Here is a 20,235-nt window from a genome sequence, read left to right on the forward strand (position 1 = left end):
GACACATTTCAGTATTCATCGTTGAAAAAAATGAGGGTCAGCACACATTATAAAAATACCCTATCAGGAAATAGAAAATCAGCAACGAATGTTTACGGGAATCATAGAAACAACAGGAAAAATAGTCGAATTAAAACAGGAGGGAAGCAACGTTCATTTTTCAATTGAATCGACTATTTCGGCTGCTTTGCAGATTGATCAGAGTGTATCACATGATGGTGTATGTCTTACGGTGGTAAATATTGAAGGCAACACACATACAGTAACAGCGGTGGAAGAAACACTGCAACGTTCTAATTTGAAAAACAAACAGCAAGGTGACGCTGTGAATCTTGAGCGTTCGATGTTAATGAACGGAAGGCTGGATGGACATTTAGTACAAGGACATGTAGATGAAGTGGTGTTGTGCAGCAAGGTGGATGAAAGAGAAGGCAGTTGGGTTTATTCTTTTAAGATCAGTGAATCGAAAAGTAATTTACTCGTAGAAAAAGGATCTGTATGTATCAACGGCGTGAGTTTAACAGTAGTGAAAGCCACCAGGAAGAAATTTACCGTAGTCATTATTCCTTATACGTTTGAACACACTACGTTCAAGCATCTTAAACCTTTTGATGAGGTGAATATCGAGTATGATATTATTGGGAAGTATGTGGAGAGGATGTTGAAGAGGAATTGAGAATTGACAGTTGACAGTGGACAATTGACAAATGACAGTTGAGCAGGGTGACCCAATGACTAATGACTAATGACCAATGACTGAAGACTAAAAGACTAAAAGACTAACGACTCGCTACTCGCTACTCACTACTAACGCCCCATTTCCCTACATTAGCGCCCGATAAAAAACAGAATGGCAACAACAGCAAAGTTTAAGCGACTCATAGAAAAAGTAAAGCAGAAAGCGAAGGTTCAACGACGAAGCAATAAGAAACTCTTTGAGCGATTCAAGACAGATAAGCCCAAGGGACTTGAAAAAGCATTTAAGGCCGTGAATGATGAGGTTTTTGCCCATACCAATTGCCTTGAATGTGCGAACTGTTGCAAGATTGCACAGCCTGTTTTTGAGACGCCGGATGTAAAGCGCATTTCAAAACACTTTGGAATGACTTCGCAAGAATTTATAAAAAAATATCTGAAAGCTGTTCCGGAGTATGAATATTTTACCAAGAAGCTACCCTGCACTTTTTTAGGTGATGATAATAAATGTTCGATTTATGAAATACGACCAATGGGTTGCAGAACTTATCCTCCTGCAAAACTCCGGCTATCACCTGAGCAGCTTGATGTGATTTATGAGAATATCGGCATCTGTCCGGCTGTGAGTGAAATAGTGGACAAGATTAAATTGCAGTTTGGATAATTCTTCCGCAGAAATAATTGCGCGCTTTATTTTATACGGTATCCGACTACAAATTTGATCTTACCTAGATCCTGCTGAAATTGATTTTCATTGCTGATATTAATCAGACTTTGATCATTCACCATGGAAAGGATGCCGTAGAACTTTTTCCCGTTGTAACCCAATGCGCCTCGTGTAATAAGTTTAAGAGAAACTTTAACCGGATTACCTGCAACATACCATTCATTATATGCTTTCACTTCACTTCTCGAGAAGGAGAAGCCAGGTGTGAGCGCAATAGTAAAGAAGAAGTGAAGCGGGAATACGAAGGTGTAAGCATAACCTGCACTCAGTCCGATGTTAAACGTATTGATATCGGTTAATTCGCCATGGTCCTCAAAAACTGAGGCATAAACAGCAGGCACAATACTGCTGTCTGCGTGTAAATTGTAGGACGAAAAAAATAAACCGGCCATCGGTCCGCCCGCGCTTTTTTTCTGAATCTCCGTTCCTATCAGCGATGCGAAGGTTAGTTTGTTCGAGTTGAACAGGAAATTATAATCTACTCCCATGTTAAATGCTGTGATGTCGGGCCGGTAACCGATGGTGGTATCATTGATGGTAGATGTTACCGCCGCGCTCTTCTCGTAGGAGCCAAACATGCCTTTGCTTTGCTGAAGGAAGATTTCGAAGAGATGCTGACCTGCATATAAAGAACCAATGAAATCAAATGTAGAGCTTTCATGCTCTGAGTCATTCTGAGGTTTGTTGGCAATGGAATGAAAAGCGAGATCCAGATTGAGCCGGTTATATGATACACCGCCGCCAATTCCATAAAATTTATTCGGTGCATATCGAAGTCCTGCTTCTGTAGAACCACTGTACATCCTAAACTGTTGGTATTTGGTAATAGAATAGAGTCTGATTGACCACCTGGAAGGCGCCCGGTTGAGGAATGAGGTGTCATATACAACCTTTGCAGTCATGAACCGTGGGAATTGGGCAAAGGCAGGAATTGAAGCCTGGAATGAAATACAAAGCCCGAGCATTACCAACGATTTCATGACCCGAAGAAAGATGTACTGCATGCTTTGCTTATTCATTTATTTATTAATGATTTTTACCTGTAGGTAGCTTGTATTAATTTCCCGGAATTGTACTCCAGCTATTTTATAGTGATCGGTGATGGCAATACTCATGCTGCCTTTAATGGTACGGTTACAAGATAATCAAGCTCATGGATCGTCAGCAATTTTCTTTTGCTACCTGATAAATATTTCATCACAGAATATCCAGGCATCATTGCCGGCTGACAAGTGTTTTACAGGTAATTTGCCATAATTATGCGCTTTCAATTTAATATACCTTACCTGCTGCGGGGCAAATTCTGCTTTAAGTTGCTGTACGATTGCATTTGATTCCATGGGAGAAATATTATTTTGAACTGTGGAGAGACGTGTAAAACTTTTCCCATCTGCGGAACCTTCTATATCCAATTGTGAGGGCAGGATGATCCAGGCCTGTTGATCCTGCAAAAACTCTGCTCCGGCTGAACTAACACTTTGAATTTTTCCGAGGTCTATCTGCAGTTCCATATCATTTCCCCACCAACCTTGCCACGCTCCGCTTTTGAAATTTTTGTTGCCCGACTCACCATCAATCAATACCAGATCGCTTCCTCCGTTGTATTGCGGATTGTACGTTGTAAGATAAGTTACATTCCAGTTGAATGCAGTCTTGCGAAAATCTGCTGTTACTATTTTGCTTTCCTCTCCTTTATTATTGATGGCCACCGCTTTCACGGTAGTATTATCATGAATAGAAAATGCTTTTACATAAGGGGGAGATTTTTTTCCTGGCGCTGAATGATCCAATGTGTAATAAAGTTTACTTCCGGTTACAGGTGATTGAATGGATACAATCATGTTTTCGCGGAAGGAATTATCCTTTGCCACAATCACCGGACTCATTACGATTGGAAATGCGGTGATAGCTGAAGGAGGAGCGGTAACCCAGTTTGGTTGATTTCGGGGTTGACTTCCCATTTGAAAGCTGACCGTTTTTCCCTGCAGAATCATAGACTGTGAAAGATAAAAGGTATCCGTTGGCTGTCCGTTAACTTTCATTGATTGAATGTAAATATCTTTTGCTGTCGCATGGTGCGCGACGATGGTAAAGGTCTTCTGATTATCGAGATGAATTTTTACAGTGTCGAACAATGGTGTGCCGATCGCATAATACGGTGAGCCCGGAGTTACAGGATAAAATCCCATTGCGCTTAGCACGTACCATGCGCTCATCTGTCCGCAGTCTTCATTTCCGATCAATCCATCAGGAGAATCGTGGTACATATTGTTGATGATCTCAGATATCAGTGACTGCGTCTTTCCGGGATTGCCTGTATAATCATACAGATAAGCCATGTGATGACTTGGTTCATTACCATGTGCATACTGACCAATCAGTCCGCTGATGTCTGATTGTTCTCTTCCTGATGTTTTCGAGGTGGTGGAAAAAAGAGAGTCCAGCGCGGCTTCCATTTTTTGTGCACCACCGGACATTTTTTTTAATCCTTCAATGTCCTGTTGAACGGCAAACCGGTATTGCCACGCATTGGCTTCCGTATAATTGAAATTCACTTCATAAGGATCGAACGGTGAAATAAAATTTCCGTTTTTCTTTGGACGCATAAAACCTGTTTCAGGATCAAACAGGTTCTTCCAGAATTGTGCACGTTGAATAAATGTTTTATAAGTGGCAGTATCATTCATCTTTAATGCCATTTGAGCAATGCACCAGTCATCGTACGCATATTCCAGCGTTTTGGAAACCGACTCTCCTTCGTCACTAACACTGATGCATCCGTTTTCCCGGTAGGAAGATAAACCGAACTTGTTGCTGCCGGCACTCGCCTTCATTGCATCCAGCGCTTTGTTATAATCGAAACCTTTTATTCCTTTTGCTGCGGCATCCGCTATTACTGAAACAGCATGATAGCCGATCATGCAATTGGTTTCGTTGGAAGACAATTCCCATACTGGTAAACTTTCCCCCTTGTTCGAATTGCAACAACATGGTTTGTATGAAATCGCCTGTTTCTTTTGGTGCAAGAATAGTAAGCAGCGGATGTAAAGCACGATAGGTATCCCACAGTGAAAAAACTGTGTAATAGGTCGACCTTGTATTGTGTACCTGTCCGTCTCTGCCGCGATAGTTTTTGTCAACATCATTATAGGCATTCGGCGCAATCATGCAATGATATAAAGCGGTATAGAATATTTTTTTTTGTGTAGCAGTTCCGCCTTTCACTTCTATTTTATTCAGCCTGTAATTCCAGGTTGCATCTGCATTTATGTGCACTTCTTCAAAGTCCCAGGTCGGTAGTTCACGCTCGAGATTGTTTCGTGCACCTTCCATACTGACGGCCGACAAGGCAACTTTTGCAAGAATAGCTTCTCCATTGCTGGTATTGAATTGAAAGAATGCCTGGATATTTTTTCCGGCCTGTTCATTGGAGTTTGACAATTGCTCCGCCGGAGCCATCACCCCATTTACAGAAATTCCATACGTATTGAATTGCTTGGAGAATTCGATTGCGAAATAAACCACCTGGTTAGCTGCCCATCCTCTTGAACGGCGCATACCTTGCACATGCCGTCCATCAATAATGGTTACTGATGATTCAATTACTTCATCACGGTGAGCGAGATCGAGAATGATATTGGATTGTTCTGACTTCGGGAATGTGTATTTGTGCATGCCCACTCTTGATGCAGTTGTTAATTCAACATCAATATTGTTATCGTCAAGATGCACTGCATAATATCCCGGTGCAGCAGCTTCATGTGCATGTGAAAAATGAGAAGCGTATCCATCCTTGAAGTTTCCGTTTTTCATCGGCGTTAAAACAGGTTCACCCAATGTTGGCATTAATAAAATATCGCCATAGTCACTCACTCCCGTTCCGCTAAGGTGCGTGTGTGTGAATCCATAGATCACAGAATCGCTGTAATGATAACCGCCGCAGCCATCCCAACTGTCATCAATACGTGTGTCAGGAGAAAGTTGAATCATTCCAAATGGAATTGTTGCTCCGGGAAAAGTATGCCCATGGCCTCCTGTGCCAATGAAGGGGTTTACGAATTGGGTGAGGGAAGATTGTGCAGCAGAAATTTGTGGGCACAAAAAGAAGGCAACAAAAACAACTTTCAGTGGTGTAAAAAAGGAGAGTTTTCTATTCACGGATTTGATTGGATGTGAGGAGCGAAATTCCAGAAATAAAATTTGTGCTCCAAATGTAATCAAGAGTCTTTTTCCAATCACCAATTAGCAACTCTTCATTTTCTGTATTTAAAAACTTACCACCTCGATCCTGCGCCACCGCCACCTGAACTTCCACCGCCCCAGCTAGACCCACCACTGCTTCCTGAAGAACCTGAGCTTCCACCTGAACTACTGCTATGCACCAGCATAGGAATTGTATAGGGTACCTCATCAGTTTGATGGCAGTTCATGCAATCAATAATTTTTTTGCCAACTCCTGAAGAGGTGTAGCTGGGAGGTTTCGTTGTAATGCGTCCTTTGATATAGCTTGTGCGTGCCTTGCAATGTTTGCATTCGGAATATTTAGACGAAATGTTGGGATAGATAAGTGTTGACTGATTCCCGCAATGATAGCAGTGCCAAACATCGTAATCTACCGAATGAATCTGCTCTTCCACCAACTGAGTTTTTGATAGATACTGATCGTCTGAATTTTCATCCAGCCTGGTCATCAGGCTGCTGCAATGGTCGCAGGTATAAGGTGCATTCCTGATTCTCTTAAGCTTTTGGTCTTTAAAAAATTTATACAGCAGGAAAGGAATCGGAAACAGGAAGTAAGTGATCGTCCAGTATCGGTTTGATTTTGTGAGTGCAAGATGAGCGGCAGCACGATCCGTTTCATAAAATTTTTCAATGTATTGGTTGACTCTGAGTCTGTGTTCGATGAGTAGCACAATCAGAAAAATGTAAAATGCGATGATGAATTCCGCTATGGTCAGCGGTGGGTCATACGTAAATTGTGACCAGAGATATGCAACAGGGAATCCTATATTTATTATCAGTGTTTTCACCCACCAGTAGGAGTTGTCGTTATACTTCGCAACATATTCCTTCATTCCAGGTTCATTTTTTTTCGGGCGAAAGATGATGAGCAACAAGAGATAGATAATTCCTGCCGCAATCAGATATATAAAACTGAAGGGCTCCTGAAGTGGATCTGTAAATGATTGACCAAAAGCGGATGAATTTTCAGCCATTACTTCCGGTGCATTCTTTGGATCAGTAATGTACGTGATCACAGCTTTAACTCCACCAAAGATGCAGGCATCATAGTTTCCGGCTTTGGCATAAGGCACCATAAATTGTTCCTGAATGTATTTACAGGTAACGTCCGGTAAAATTCCTTCCATGCCTTTGCCGGTTTCAAATTCTATCGATCTTTGATCCATGACCATCAATATCAAAAGACCATTGTCTTTTTCGCGATCACCGATTCCCCAGTAGTTGAATAATTGTGTAGCAAAAGACTTGGGAACCGTTTCACCAATTGAATTAACGACTACCACTGCAACCTGGCAAGTGGTGGTGAGCTCCAGGTTTTTTAACAGAGAATCAATGCCAGCAACAGTGGATTCCGAAAGCACATGGTCAGGGTTGCTGACATACTGAAAACCAGGCGATGATTTTGGATCTGGTAGATTCTCCACAGTATATATTCCTGTTGAATAGGCCAGAGAAGAGCAGATGATCAGGAACAGTGTACACGATATTTTTTGAAGGAGTAGCATTTTTGAGTTAGGTTTCTACCAATGAAAATATAGCGATACATTGAATGGAAATGATTAATAACTATCCACCAGTGACGTAATCTTTATCGAAAGATCGGTAACATTAATTTTGCTTTTTGAAAATAGATTGATTGTTTTTTTTTGATTCGGAAACAGGTCGAAAAAGTTTTCTCTGAATTTCAAGTCCTCGTTTTGACATTCAAGATAGACGTCTTTTGCAAAATGATTGCTGGAAAGTTCAATTTGATATTGGTAGGGAAAATCTTTCACTAAAGAATGATCGTCAAGATATTTTATATGCTGTTCAATTGTCAATTTTGGAAGCGCGAGGTCTTTAGGTTTTGTAAAGAAATAATTCTTTTTGGCCAATAGATGTTCACCTGTAGCGAATGAAACAGCTAAAACAGATTTGCCGGCTGCAAAATTCTTTGGAAGTTTTTTTTCGTCGAGTGAAAATACAAGCTGACTTTGATTGGCACTTACTGTAACAATTTTTTCAGCCGACTTTATCTTTGTTCCGTTGAAATCATACAAATCCAATTTTAATAAACCGGTTACCTCCGCTAATGAATCTGAAACAACAAACACTTTAAAATATTTATCCTCTTTAATTATTGAAATCAAAAATGGTTTGTATAGTTCTTTGACAGCGAATTGAAGGGCCTTCCATTCGCCATAATAGTCACGACTGCTCCATGAAACTACCGGCCAGCAATCATTCAGTTGCCAGTATAAAGTACCCGAACAATAAGGTTTTGCACGGCGGTGCGCTTCAATTGCAGTAGTTATTCCATCGCGTTGCAATAGCTGCGAAACATAAACATAACTTTCAAAGTCTTTCGGCGTGTTGTAATCCCTTTCAAGATATTCGTTTATTGTTTCAAAGCCCGTTGGATGCTTTTGATGAATGTTCATTACATCTGAAAATTTATTTTCTCCTGTAAATTTCAGGCTGTAATCTTCTGTAGATGAAAATTTATTGATCGTTTTCATGGCAGGCAAACCCTGGAAACCATACTCGCTCATGAACCTCCCAATTTTTTGATTGTAGATATCAAAAGGTTCTTTCCCCCACCAGACACCCCAATAATGCGCATCGCCCTGCTGCAAACTTTCTTTATGACCCCAACCAATTTCAGGAGAGGAGGGGACATAAAACCGCTGAGGATCATATTGATGAATTACATCAGGAATTACAGTTTGAAACAGATTCAAATAATCATTCCATATTTTTTTCTGAGCAGCTTCCTCATAATGATATTGTGCCTGCCAGCCCCAGTTGTGCCAGGCTTCGTCAATTTCATTGTTACCGCACCACAGGGCAATACACGCATGGTTTCGCAACCGGATCACATTGTCTTTTATTTCCTGTTTCACATTCTCTACAAAAGCAGAATCACCGGGAACCATCGCGCCTGCGAACATAAAATCCTGCCAGATCAAAATGCCTTTTTCATCACACAGTTGATAAAACGCATCGTCCGCATATACGCCTCCTCCCCAAACCCGAAGCATGTTCATATTTGACGCAACTGCATCATCAATTATTTTTACATAATCTGAATGGGTAACACGCGGAATAAAATTATCAGGCGGAATGTAGTTGGCGCCTTTCATAAAAACGGGAATACCATTCAGTTCAAATGTGAATCCCGAACCGATCGAATCTTTTTGTTGCACCAGTTTCAATGTTCTGATTCCGAATTTTGTACGGAATAAAACGGCACATAAATCTCCATCAATGCATAGTTGCAGGTTGTATAATTTCTGTTCTCCCCATCCATTGCACCACCAGAGTTGCGGTTGAGAAATTTTAAGAGGAATGATAACTTCATTCATTCCAATTTGCAAATCAAAAATAGTTGTAGCAGATTCTGTTCCTGATGTATTTGAAAAAGTAAACGAATAGGATTTTTCAACATTGGAATTGATAAGAGCATGAATTGATAAGTAAGCTGAGTCATTGATTAACGAATCCTGATTGACCAGTGCATGCTCTAAATTAAAAGGGCTCCATCCAATGAGGTTGATGTTTTTCCAAATGCCGCACGAAATCAGTCTCGGTCCCCAATCCCAGCCATATTGATACTGCGCTTTGCGGGTTACTGTTTTGCCATCTACATCACCGGCAAGTGGATAAGGAATTTGATTGATGATTTGAGTTCCTTTTTTGGTTGCGGAGTAAAAGTGAATGAGAAGGTGGTTGGTGGTACCGTTTAAAAGTTGTTGTACGGTGTCTTTGGATATGGATGGAGGGGAGTAACGACTTAAAAGTCGTTGTACATCGACTGTGTAAATCCGGAACATGTTTTCTCCACGCAGGATCAATGTGTCGTTCAGATAAACATCAGCATAAGTATCCAATCCGTCAAATTGCAATTCAATGTTTTTTTGACTGAGCAGATAAGCAGGACAGGAAAAATAAGCTTGATATTCCCAGTCTTCGTTTTCTACCCATTGCACTTTTTTTTCATTGTCACTATAATAAGGATCAGGAATCAAATGATTATCGAGAAGGTCAGTGTGGACTGTTCCGGGAATGGTTGCGGGAAGCCAGATTGAATCACCGGCTTTTCGAAATTGCCAGGATATACCGTTCTCAGAGGTGAGTGAAATAGAAACAGATTGCGCGATTGCGCTGATATCCAGGCAGAAGAGATCAATCAACGACAGGAAGGCAATGAAAAATAACGAAGTAAATTTTTCTTTTGCTAAACTTTTCACGTTAGAGGTTTATGAAAGTATCATTAGCTGCCTGCATCATGTTTTTGATCCGCATCAAATCTGAAACATAACTTCCATCAACTTGTTTTTTTCTTGCGGAGAAATGAATTTCAGTGATTCCGGATTCTTTCACAATGGCGGAAATATTTTCTTCCGTAATTCCGCCGCCAGCCAGGATGGATATTCTGCCATTAGAATGGTTCATTAATTCTTTGATCAGTTGAGCGCCTGCCAATGGATTTTCTTGCTGACCTGAAGTAAGCACGCGGTCAACTCCTAGCTCAATCAATTCTTTCAGCGATTGTATTGGATCGTGCACCACATCAAAGGCCCGATGAAAGGTAATGGAAAGCGGATGAGCGTGTTCCATCAGTTCGGCGCAACGAATTTTGTCTATGGTGCGATCAGGATTTAGGACACCTGTTACGATTCCAGCGACCTGCATTTTTTTGCAACGGATAATTTCCTCTTTCATGCAATCATATTCTTCCTCCGAAAACACGAAATTACCCGCGCGGGGACGGATAAGCACATGAATCGGAATATGAATCAATTCCTTTGCGTCCCGGATTATTTTGTCGTGTGGCGTCAATCCTCCCACTTCCAAATATTCGCAGAGCTCAATTCTGTCAGCTCCCGCCAATTGCGCATTGATGGCGGATTGTATCCCATTCGCACAAACCTCGAAGATTAATTTTTTCTTCTGCATGAGAGATGATTATTCGATTCCAATCTCATCCGCGAAAAGCCAGGCAGGATTTCCGGATCCTGCTTTCCCGGCAGGAATATTTCCTGCATTCACCGCTATTATTTTTATGTAGCGGGTTGTAGTTTTAGTAAAAGTAAAAGTGGCTTTTCTTCCACCTGTTTTTTTTATCGCTTCATTATTTTTTGTACCTACTGTCCGAAAAGTTTTTCCGTCGGAAGAAATGGAAACAGTAACCTGTTGCGGAAGATAGATCCAGCTTCCTTCATCATCTAATACACCAAGAGATATTTTGGAAATCATTTCTGACTTGCCGAGATCAACCATTGCTTCGATGTTTTTTCCTGAAAATCCGAGCCATTCACTGCCATTCCATGGAAGATGACCAACGATTCCATTCACGAGCGTAAAAGGTCCGCCGTTGCTGTATTTGGCATCCGGTGCATTGAGTAACGTGATATTCTTGGCGGTAGCTTTATTTATTTCCAGTTGCTGCACATTTTCAGCACTCAAATTACCTGACACATCCTTCGACTTTATGTTCATTATTACAGAATGTGTGATCAGTAAATCAATCGGGCCGCGTTCAAACTGAGTGTTGTTGGTGGCGGATAGGATTTCATTTTCGTAGGAGCTGAGGTTATAATTAATAGTTGCCGAAGGATCGTCAGTAAAGAGACGGGCGATAATTCCTGCACCATTTTCATTGGGTCTTAAGGCAAACTTAGCTTCCAGTATAGCTTTGGAGTAGTTAATTTTTGCCGCATTAAATTCCGGAAAATGATTCGCGGAAAGTCTTGCAACAAAATCAGCATAGTTGCGATTTTCTTTTTGACTCCAGAGCACTTCGCTCATCGCGCAAATTCTCGGGAAGATCATGTATTGCAATTTTGAAAAAGATTCGATGTACTCTGTCCATAGATTGGCTTGTCCGCCCATGATGAAAGATTGTTTATCTGTAGCGAGTGCAGGCGGCATCGGCTCAAATGCATATACTTTTTCAAGCGGAACATAACCACCAATGGCAAGAGGTTCATGCGTATTCTGCGATTGGTAATAATCAAAATAACAAAAATCTGTAGGTGACATCACCACGTTATGATTTGAAGAGGCAGCCGCGGTTCCACCGTCAATTCCCCGCCAGCTCATCACAGCAGCGCTTGTTGACAAGCCATCTTCAAGAATTTCATCCCACCCAATAATACTCCTTCCATGTGCACTTACAAATGTTTCTATTCGCCTGGTAAAATATCCCTGCAGTGCATTTTCGTTTTTCAATCTCAATTGCTGCATCAGGTTCTGGCAATAGACACTTTTTTGCCACTGTTCCTTTGGACATTCATCACCGCCGATGTGAATGTATTTTGAAGGAAACAACTCCATTACTTCGAGCAATACATTCTGCATGAATGAAATTGTTTCTTCTGTCGGGCACAATACATCGTTGAATACACCCCAATTCTTTGCAACATTAAATGAACTGCCGGAACAAGCTAATTCCGGATACGCACTTAAAAGCGCCAATACATGTCCGGGCATTTCAATTTCGGGAACAATAGTGATGAAACGTTTTTGTGCATAAGCCACTACTTCCCTGATATCTTCCTGTGAATAAAATCCTCCGTATCGTATGGAATCGAACTGTGGCTGGTTGCTGTAATGACCGATTAATGTTCCATCGCGCCATGCGCCAACCGATGTGAGAAGCGGATATTTTTTTATTTCAATCCGCCAACCCTGATCATCAGTGAGGTGCCAGTGGAAGGTGTTGAATTTATAAGCGGCGAGATAATCAATATATTTTTTCACTTGTTCTTTAGAAAAAAAATGACGGGCAACATCAAGGTGCATGCCGCGCCAGTTAAAACGTGGATAGTCAATAAGAATAGTTTTTGGAATTAATAATTTACCGGAAGCAGCCATAGGAGGACACAATTGCAGTAAGCTTTGCAATGCGTAAAATATTCCGGCACCATCTTTTGCCTGGATAATGATTTTGTTTTCATCAATAGAAATCCTGTAACCTTCAGCAGGCAATTCGCCGGCATTTATACGCTGCATGCGAATAACATTTGTCTCAAGATTGCTGTTTGCCTCTTCGTGAATTACAATTGAATACTGTTGTTTCAATTGTGAATTGAATATGGATGCAGTAGCAGCATCGTCCGGATTGTTCCAGGTAATATGAGTGGCGTTTGATAACTCAAAATTTCCCGGTAGAATTTTCACTGACACCGGCAATGGAATGATTCCGGACTTTACAGTAGTTTGAGCGTGAGCAGGACTGTTATAATGAAATTGCAAAAACAGAAAGGCACAAAAAATGAGAAAGTATTGAAGAGAAAAATAGAAACGAATCATTTAACGATGTTCTTGTATTGCAGATTTGGAAGTGGGCTGTTAATTCAATTCATGCCAGATTAAAGAGGCTGCACCGAGAATGGCAGCATCACCATCATTCAGCAACGATGGAAGAATTTTTACTTTGCCCTGATAAATCTTCAGCAGGTTCTTTTCAAAAGTTTCACGTGTGGGTTTAAAAATTAATTCGCCGGATTGTGCCAGTCCTCCAAAGAGAAAGATAGCTTCAGGACTTAAGTAAGTTACCGCGTTTGCGAGCGCAATACCAAGAATGTGACCGGTATAATTAAATGCACTCAACGCTTCTTCGTCACCTTGTTTAGCGAGTTGAAAAATATAGGAAGCATCAATCATTTCCGGTTCAACTGGTGAGCGTTTATCTTTTTCCGCGAGAAACTTCAGGTAAGATTTGCGGATACCCGTTGCCGAAGCGTAGGTTTCAAGACAACCATAACGACCACAACCACAAAGCCGGTTACTGTCTTCCTTAATAATGGTATGTCCCATCTCACCTGCAAAACCATCATTGCCATAAACCAACATGCCGTTTGAAACGATGCCGCTTCCGAGCCCGGTGCCGAGTGTGATGAAAATAAAATGCTTCATGTTTTTAGCGCCACCAAATCGCATTTCGCCGATAGCTGCGGCTTTGGCATCGTTGGTCAAAACGACGGGCAGCTTGAGTGCATCTTTAAAAAGGTTGACCAAAGGAACAATGCCTTTCCAGGGAAGATTAGGAGCGAATTCAACAGTGCCGGAGTAATAATTTCCATTGGGACTTCCGATTCCTGCACCAACGAGTTCCACATTCTTAAGTTCTTTCGAAAGTTGAATGATAGAAGATGATATCACATGGGCAAAGTCTTCCGGCTTTTTAAAGTTGGGTGTTTTGGCAGTTTCCTGTCGCAGGATTATTCCGTCTTCATCCACCAATCCGAACTTTGTGCTTGTTCCCCCAATGTCAATGCCAACCACTATTTTTTTCATCATGAATCTCAATGAATTTCCGGTTAAGATGAGCAGAATTATTCCGATTACAAAATGTAAGGCCGGATAGCCTCAAAGCTAAAGAACTCATCACCTGACATTATTTTTATACAACCGTTGAATGGATAACAATATGCTATTGAAGACTGTTAATTGCTTTCTCTATGAGCACTTTATTTTTAGAGATGATAGTTGAGGTGAACTTTTTAGTGGAAGAAATTTCGATGCCTTCCCAATTTCCGTTGTCGCAGCGGGAGGTAATGGTGCAACCGTCCATGATTAGTGTTGCTTTAGGTTGCAATATTATTTTAGATCCGGGTGGCATTGAAACTGTACAATGAATAGTGAGTGTTGCATTGTCTTCTATAATCAAATCACCAAATACATCCATCGACCCATTCCATTCTATCTGTTCGTTGTTTGCAATGGTGATTGATTTTTCAGGGTTGTAAGTGCACCAGTCAGGAATGAGGAACCGTCGTGATGTTTTATCATTGTAGAAATTCATGCACTCTTTGGCGATCTGGCAGGGTGTAAATGCTTTTTTATAATTATTGTAGTCCATTACATTGTTGGAACAGATCTCACAAGGCGGTGGACCAAAATTCCAGCAACCCGGATTTTTCGGTGTGTCATCACAACCATCATCTACATTCCAGGAATGTGACAAGCCCAGGCAATGCCCCAACTCATGGTTCATGAGTCCGGAAAGATCCCAGGAGCCAAAACGAAAAGTATCACCCTTTGCTGAAATGTTGGGATGTTTCCACAGATTGTAAGTTCCTACCAGTTTCGCCCACGAGCCCATTCCGACTCCATCGCTGGATGCTTTATAAGTAGCGCTGGCAACGCTGTCAGGATAATGTTCGATTAAAAAAATGTTGATCACTTTTTCTTTCTGCACGCCATACTTTTCATATTGCCGGCGATCATACACATTGTCTTGCTTCTTCGATTTTTTATTCATGGCAAACAAGGTATCGTCGCGGTGTAAATAGATGCCGTTGTCATCAGGATTGCCCGGATCTCCGGCTAATACATAGCGATAAGGTATGGGAACAACTTCTGTGGTATTGTCTTTTGGCAAAAACATTTTTTCATTGCTTCCTAATCTTCCGTTGGCATCTGCTATCAGTTGTTTAAGAAACACTTCCGCTTCTTTCTCTGAAAAATTATTTTTTCCATTTCCATCCTGTATCACATGAAAATTGATGCGGACTATTCGCATGGGAGTGAAATCAGCGTGCAATGAATCATATAAATAGGAAGCATAGTTACTGCATGATTTTGAAATATTTTTTTTTGCCAAGGTGTCAAATTTCAAGTCAGCAGGAGTTGCAAATCGGGTTTTCTGACTGAATACCGTGGTAACATTTACAGACACGAGCAGGATGAGTACGAGAAAATATTTGGACATGCTGTTGGTAAGTTGGGAGTTAACTCTAATTGAATGGCTAAATGGTTATATGGTCAATTGTTAAATTGTTAAACTGTTGAATTGTTGCGGTGGAGCCGGGGAGTAGTTCAATCAGTCAATGAACTGTAGGGCAAGTTCAGATCATACTCCCGCTTCGCGGCAACAATTAAACCATTAAACAATGAAGCAATTTACATCAACTTTCTCCTTTTGAATTGAATTCCCGTAGGTTTGCAAAAAAATAAAACATGCGTTACCCATTATTATGTCTGTTGCTTGCAATAATAGTTTCCTGTACATCACAAAAAGAGAAAACGGAAAGTGAATTGAAAGCCAATCTTGAAATGGTGAACCAAAGCTTTAATGATAACAAGCTTGATACTGCTGCCATCAGGAAAGCAGAGACCACTATTGGCGCTTTTATCCAGAAATATCCCCAGGATACAATGGCTTCCCAATATTTATTTGAATTGGGAATGCTGTATCAGAAGCAACGCAAATTTGATCAGGCTGTAAATGTATTTGACAAAGTATATCGTGAATATCCTGATTCCAAACATGCCAGGAATGCTGTTTTTCTGCAGGGATTTTTATACGCCAATGTTTTGAATAATTACGGTAAGGCTAATGAAAAATATCAGTTGTATCTCGATAAGTTTTCTGCAGCGGATGCAAAAATGACCAATGATGTGCAGCTTGAATTGCAAAACATGGGAAAGTCACCGGATGAGTTGCTGAAAGAAATTCAGGCGAAAGATTCGATTCAAATCAATTAGGAATTAATGTGACAATTTTGTAATGTGCCGATGAAACGCTACTCTCATGAGGTATGACCTATCTAACGACTAAGGACTTACGACTTTTTTCCTTCACTTAATCAAGCTCACATTTCCTTTGGCCGTTACACGGTCACAGATCCCTGTTTCTACTGTAAGGAAATATACATAAGCTCCAATCTGACAAACTTTTCCTTCGAAAGTACCATCCCAGCTTTCTGCGGGATCGTTGGAGCTGAAGAGTTGTTTACCCCACTTATCAAAAATTTTCAGGGTATAATTTGTCAACTGCTGGCCTGAAAAGATAGGTACAAATACATCGTTGATTCCATTGTTATCAGGTGTGAATGCGTTCGGTACAAAGTATTGGATATTAAACTGGACGTAGATAGAATCAACTACATCGCAACCTGCGGCATCTTTCATCGTTGCTGAATACCAACCTGTACTGGTTACTGTTTTTATTTGAGAAGTGGTGTTATCAAACCACAGTGTATTAGGTGAAGGACTTTGTATATCGAATGATTTGCCAATGCAAATGAGCGTATCGTTACCAAGAAAGGTGGCGGGTAAAACTTCCAGATCGAGTGTATAGACACTATCGCATCCGAGGACAGTTTTAAGAGATGCTACATACGTCCCGCTTGCTGAAAGAGTGGTTCCATGAAAATCATACACTTCTCCCGGACATAAAGTAACTGCATCATTGAATTCATAAACAGGATTGACAGTTAAATCAAGTGTTCTGATGGTATCGCAACTGCCTGCAGTCTTTACAGTGTCAACATAAATTCCTGTGGTAGTATGGCCGAGATAATTTTCATTGCCGCAAATAATTCCGGACAGAAATACCGGAAACGAAATATTGTTCCCAATCACGGTAGTGAAGCTGTCAATGATGCATCCTTCCGGCGACTTCACGTAAATAGTATAAGTTCCGGCATCAACGTCTGTAAAAATATTGCTGGTTTGGTAAGTGTTGCCATCAATAGAAAAAAGTGAATTAGGCCGGTTGGTGGAAACCGTGATCGTTCCATTGTGGAGCGAACTGCAATCGGAGTTCGTTGTTTCGATGTCTGTAATTTTGAATGAAGGAAGATCAATCTGGCTGGAAGCAAAAAAAAGATTGCCCATGGCTGTTCCGTTCCATGTAGCATTTCCCTGACTGTTGGTGAAGTCGTTTTCAAATTTGTAATAAGCCAGCAAGCCGGTTTGCGTAGTGGGATTCGGAAGGTCGAGCATGTTGGCCGAAATTTGTTCCTGCGTGCGGCAGACATTCCATATCCGCACTTCATCTATTTTTCCTAAAAATTGTTCGCCCTGATTAAAGCTTTGATTTCCTATTGCTGCAGCAAAATCATTTTGAAAAAGATTGCCGCTGAATGGTTTCTCAATCACCAGACAACCATTCACATAATATTTTACCGAAGTGCCATCATAAGTACCTGCAATGTGATACCATGTTTTTACATCAAGTGTAAACGGATTCGACATTTGCAAAAACTGTGTGGCTCCGCTGTTACCGCTTACGTACGTTGTTAACTCAAAGGTCTGCGGCCGGAGCAGGTAATTCACATCATCAGGAAAAGAATGTTTGCTGACAATATTCTTGGTGCTAAAACCATCTTTATAGATAAGCGCTTCCACTGTTATCTGATTGCCCGGAATATCGAGGTCACCGATATTCAACCAGGTTGGATCTTGTGTGAGACTGAGCGTTTGTGATAAAAGTGAAGAAGAAAAAAATGATAGCAGTATAAAAATAATAAGCGCAACTGGTTTCATTTCCTGGTTTGATTCAAGCAAAAGGTGCAACAACGGAAGTTTCGAAATTAGTCAAATTCTAAGATTGAGTGGTTATATGATTGAATTGCTCAATTGTTTTAATTGTTTAATTGTTTAATTGTTTAATTGTTTAATTGTTGCGGCGAAGCCGGAGCATATGCCCATTAACAATCAAGTTGCTCCTTGTGAATAGCTGCAATGACTAATGACTCAATGACTAACAACTCACTACTCACCACTCCTCAAAGATACTCCGCCAACCAATCCTGTACAGACTGATAAAAGAACCGGCTGTTTTCAGCTTTTAAAATCCAATGATTTTCATCGGGAAATACAATCAGCTTGCTTGGCACTTTCTGATGCTGCAAAATATGCCAGTTCTCGATGGAATTATTGATGGGTACACGATAGTCCAATTCACCAACTGTGATAAGCATTGGGGTTTTAAAATTTGCAGCAAACTTATAAGGATTCTGTTCCTTCCACACTTTTGAATCAGCCCATGGTGTGCCACCATTCATCACTTCCCGGCTATAAATCACATCACTGGTGCCGTATTGAGAAATGCTGTTCACCAGCCCGGCATGACTGATAAGACATTTATAATGAGTGGTGGTGGCCTGCAACCAGTTTGCAAGATGTCCACCATAACTTCCACCACCGGCAGCTTGTCGGGATCCATCAATAAATGAAAATCGTTTTATCACATCAGCAGCGGCGCCATTAATTTCATCACCCGGACCTTTGAAGGGATCGTACTGAATATCCTGTCCAAACTTTTCACCATAACCGGTTGAGCCCGTATAATCAGTCATCAACAAAACATAACCTGGTTTTGCAAGCAAATGATAATTCCAGCGATAGCCCCAGTTTTCTTTCCATGATCCGGCAGGCCCTCCATGTATCACAACAAACAACGGATACTTTTTAGCCGCATCAAATCCTGCTGGTCTAACTAACATACTCCTGATTTGTTTTCCTTTTTTACTGGTATACCAGACGGTTTCAACAGCAGGAAGATCAAGTTGTGCGAGCTTCTCCTTATTAAATGTAGTGAGCATTACATGCGTGCCATCGGCATTCAGTTTTGCAATTTCAGCCGGACTGGAAGCTGTTTCATAGTTTGCAAGAAGCACCTGATTGTTTGCGATACCCAGATTGATGTTTGTGAAACAACCCATTGTTGCAGCGCTTAATGATTTTGGATCTCCACCGTTAACTGACAACGTATAAATTTTATCCCTGCCCTGATCTTCCACGCTCATGTAAATCTGTTCACCGGCAATCACATAATTGTTAATCGGCCGGTCAAGCTTTTCACTGATCACTTTTTTATTTTGCATGGAAGGCCAGTCATAACGAACCAACCTGTTCAGATTATAAACTTTGTAATCACCAACAGGATAATTGTAACACAGTAAATATTTTCCATCTTTTGTGAACTGCGGATTACCGTAATCAAATTTATCTGCCGTTAGCTTTGTTGCTTCTCCGCCATTTACTGACACCTTAAATAATTGCGACGATGGTTCCTGGTAAGCGGCCGTATTCGCATCGTCACTGATTACCAAAATAATTTCTTTGCTATCGCGACTCCAGTTCGCACCGGTATAATGGAAACCTGCTGATTTACTTATGGTGGCATCTGTGAAAAGATCTTTTGCTGTACTTCCCGGTTCAATAGATTGAACAAATGCATGATCCTGCATTTCATCTAACCAATGGTCAAAGTCACGAATCGGAAAAGAAGTGTACACACGTGCTTTGTATTTGAGTTTCTTCTTTTCTTCTGTTGCTTTTTTATTGGATGAATCAGTATAGCACAATGGAAAAACAGAACTGTTGAACAAAATCATCTTCCCGTCAGGGCTCCATCTCGGTGCAGATGCGCCGGTTGATAAATTTGTGAACCGTTGTCCTTCACCGCCCTCTTTAATATTCATCGTATAAATCTGCGATACTTCATCTCCATCGCGCTTTGCTACAAATGCAATGAACTTCCCATCCGGACTCCAGGTATATCCACTTTCCGCTGCTTTGCCTGCAGTGAGTTTTCTCGCAGGCGAATTACCGTCTGTTGCTATTAACCAGATATCATTTACCTGTTCTTTTTCATCATAAGATGGTTCTGTAACACTGAACACTGCCCAATTACCATCAGGACTTAAGGCAGGTGCACCCACTCTTTTCATCAGCCACATATCTTCATGCGTGATGGGCTTTTTTTCTTGTGCCTGAGCAATTAAAACACTTATCAGGAAGCATGCAATCAGGGAGTAGTATTTCATGGTAGATTTTTTTTAAAAATG

The 20,235-nt window shown here is 41.0% G+C and carries 12 protein-coding genes and 1 pseudogene; 3 read left to right on the forward strand and 10 right to left on the reverse strand.

Translation table 11 applies throughout. The features are described 5' to 3' along the window. Positions 1 to 88 precede the first annotated feature (88 nt). Both IPO83_13855 and IPO83_13860 read left to right on the forward strand, forming a co-directional pair. Positions 89 to 676: a riboflavin synthase gene (locus IPO83_13855; GenBank protein ID MBK9732337.1), complete on the forward strand. Its 588-nt coding sequence runs from the start codon at positions 89 to 91 to the stop codon at positions 674 to 676. Between the two features lie 174 nt (positions 677 to 850). Further along, the gene (locus IPO83_13860; GenBank protein ID MBK9732338.1) at positions 851 to 1,360 is read left to right on the forward strand and encodes a YkgJ family cysteine cluster protein; all 510 of its coding nucleotides are present in this window, start codon (positions 851 to 853) and stop codon (positions 1,358 to 1,360) included. A gap of 26 nt (positions 1,361 to 1,386) precedes the next feature. Here IPO83_13860 and IPO83_13865 read toward each other — a convergent pair whose 3' ends face one another. The 8 genes and pseudogenes from IPO83_13865 to IPO83_13900 all read right to left on the reverse strand — a co-directional run bounded on the left by IPO83_13865 (position 1,387) and on the right by IPO83_13900 (position 15,365). Then, on the reverse strand, positions 1,387 to 2,325 hold the full coding sequence (locus tag IPO83_13865; protein MBK9732339.1) for a DUF4421 family protein: 939 nt from the start codon (positions 2,323 to 2,325) through the stop codon (positions 1,387 to 1,389). Positions 2,326 to 2,601: 276 nt separating this feature from the next. Further along, a pseudogene (locus IPO83_13870) lies at positions 2,602 to 5,413 on the reverse strand (GH92 family glycosyl hydrolase). Positions 5,414 to 5,697: 284 nt separating this feature from the next. Beyond that, positions 5,698 to 7,170: a TPM domain-containing protein gene (locus IPO83_13875; protein MBK9732340.1), complete on the reverse strand. Its 1,473-nt coding sequence runs from the start codon at positions 7,168 to 7,170 to the stop codon at positions 5,698 to 5,700. Between the two features lie 54 nt (positions 7,171 to 7,224). Beyond that, positions 7,225 to 9,894: a glycoside hydrolase family 2 protein gene (locus IPO83_13880; GenBank protein MBK9732341.1), complete on the reverse strand. Its 2,670-nt coding sequence runs from the start codon at positions 9,892 to 9,894 to the stop codon at positions 7,225 to 7,227. Position 9,895: 1 nt separating this feature from the next. Beyond that, on the reverse strand, positions 9,896 to 10,603 hold the full coding sequence (locus IPO83_13885; GenBank protein MBK9732342.1) for a copper homeostasis protein CutC: 708 nt from the start codon (positions 10,601 to 10,603) through the stop codon (positions 9,896 to 9,898). A gap of 9 nt (positions 10,604 to 10,612) precedes the next feature. After that, complete coding sequence (locus IPO83_13890) at positions 10,613 to 12,961, reverse strand: beta-N-acetylhexosaminidase (GenBank protein ID MBK9732343.1); 2,349 nt, start codon at positions 12,959 to 12,961, stop codon at positions 10,613 to 10,615. 39 nt (positions 12,962 to 13,000) lie between these two features. Beyond that, the gene (locus IPO83_13895; GenBank protein ID MBK9732344.1) at positions 13,001 to 13,951 is read right to left on the reverse strand and encodes an ROK family protein; all 951 of its coding nucleotides are present in this window, start codon (positions 13,949 to 13,951) and stop codon (positions 13,001 to 13,003) included. A gap of 133 nt (positions 13,952 to 14,084) precedes the next feature. Beyond that, positions 14,085 to 15,365 (reverse strand): hypothetical protein, encoded by a 1,281-nt coding sequence (locus IPO83_13900; GenBank protein MBK9732345.1) that lies wholly within the window; start codon positions 15,363 to 15,365, stop codon positions 14,085 to 14,087. Between the two features lie 248 nt (positions 15,366 to 15,613). Here IPO83_13900 and IPO83_13905 point away from each other — a divergent pair, with 248 nt between their 5' ends. Next, complete coding sequence (locus IPO83_13905) at positions 15,614 to 16,141, forward strand: tetratricopeptide repeat protein (GenBank protein MBK9732346.1); 528 nt, start codon at positions 15,614 to 15,616, stop codon at positions 16,139 to 16,141. Positions 16,142 to 16,234: 93 nt separating this feature from the next. Here the strand turns inward: IPO83_13905 and IPO83_13910 are convergent, their stop codons facing one another. Together IPO83_13910 and IPO83_13915 are read right to left on the reverse strand one after the other, a co-directional pair. After that, entirely contained in the window at positions 16,235 to 17,926 is a 1,692-nt protein-coding gene (locus IPO83_13910) for a gliding motility-associated C-terminal domain-containing protein (GenBank protein ID MBK9732347.1), read from the reverse strand. 242 nt (positions 17,927 to 18,168) lie between these two features. Further along, a complete protein-coding gene (locus tag IPO83_13915) occupies positions 18,169 to 20,214 on the reverse strand; it encodes a S9 family peptidase (protein MBK9732348.1) in 2,046 nt (681 codons plus the stop codon). Positions 20,215 to 20,235 lie beyond the last annotated feature (21 nt).

The sequence above is a fragment of the Chitinophagaceae bacterium genome (assembly GCA_016717285.1).
In the GTDB taxonomy this organism is placed as follows: Bacteria; Bacteroidota; Bacteroidia; order Chitinophagales; family UBA10324; genus JACCZZ01.

What these genes read in the sequence shown, in the direction of transcription:
- IPO83_13865 (MBK9732339.1), bottom strand. Translation starts at nt 2,325, where the DNA reads ATGACTGCAAAGGTTGTATATGACACCTCATTCCTCAACCGGGCGCCT.
- IPO83_13855 (MBK9732337.1), top strand. Translation starts at nt 89, where the DNA reads ATGTTTACGGGAATCATAGAAACAACAGGAAAAATAGTCGAATTAAAA.
- IPO83_13910 (MBK9732347.1), bottom strand. Translation starts at nt 17,926, where the DNA reads ATGAAACCAGTTGCGCTTATTATTTTTATACTGCTATCATTTTTTTCT.
- IPO83_13895 (MBK9732344.1), bottom strand. Translation starts at nt 13,951, where the DNA reads ATGATGAAAAAAATAGTGGTTGGCATTGACATTGGGGGAACAAGCACA.
- IPO83_13905 (MBK9732346.1), top strand. Translation starts at nt 15,614, where the DNA reads ATGCGTTACCCATTATTATGTCTGTTGCTTGCAATAATAGTTTCCTGT.
- IPO83_13860 (MBK9732338.1), top strand. Translation starts at nt 851, where the DNA reads ATGGCAACAACAGCAAAGTTTAAGCGACTCATAGAAAAAGTAAAGCAG.
- IPO83_13900 (MBK9732345.1), bottom strand. Translation starts at nt 15,365, where the DNA reads ATGTCCAAATATTTTCTCGTACTCATCCTGCTCGTGTCTGTAAATGTT.
- IPO83_13915 (MBK9732348.1), bottom strand. Translation starts at nt 20,214, where the DNA reads ATGAAATACTACTCCCTGATTGCATGCTTCCTGATAAGTGTTTTAATT.
- IPO83_13885 (MBK9732342.1), bottom strand. Translation starts at nt 10,603, where the DNA reads ATGCAGAAGAAAAAATTAATCTTCGAGGTTTGTGCGAATGGGATACAA.
- IPO83_13875 (MBK9732340.1), bottom strand. Translation starts at nt 7,170, where the DNA reads ATGCTACTCCTTCAAAAAATATCGTGTACACTGTTCCTGATCATCTGC.
- IPO83_13890 (MBK9732343.1), bottom strand. Translation starts at nt 12,961, where the DNA reads ATGATTCGTTTCTATTTTTCTCTTCAATACTTTCTCATTTTTTGTGCC.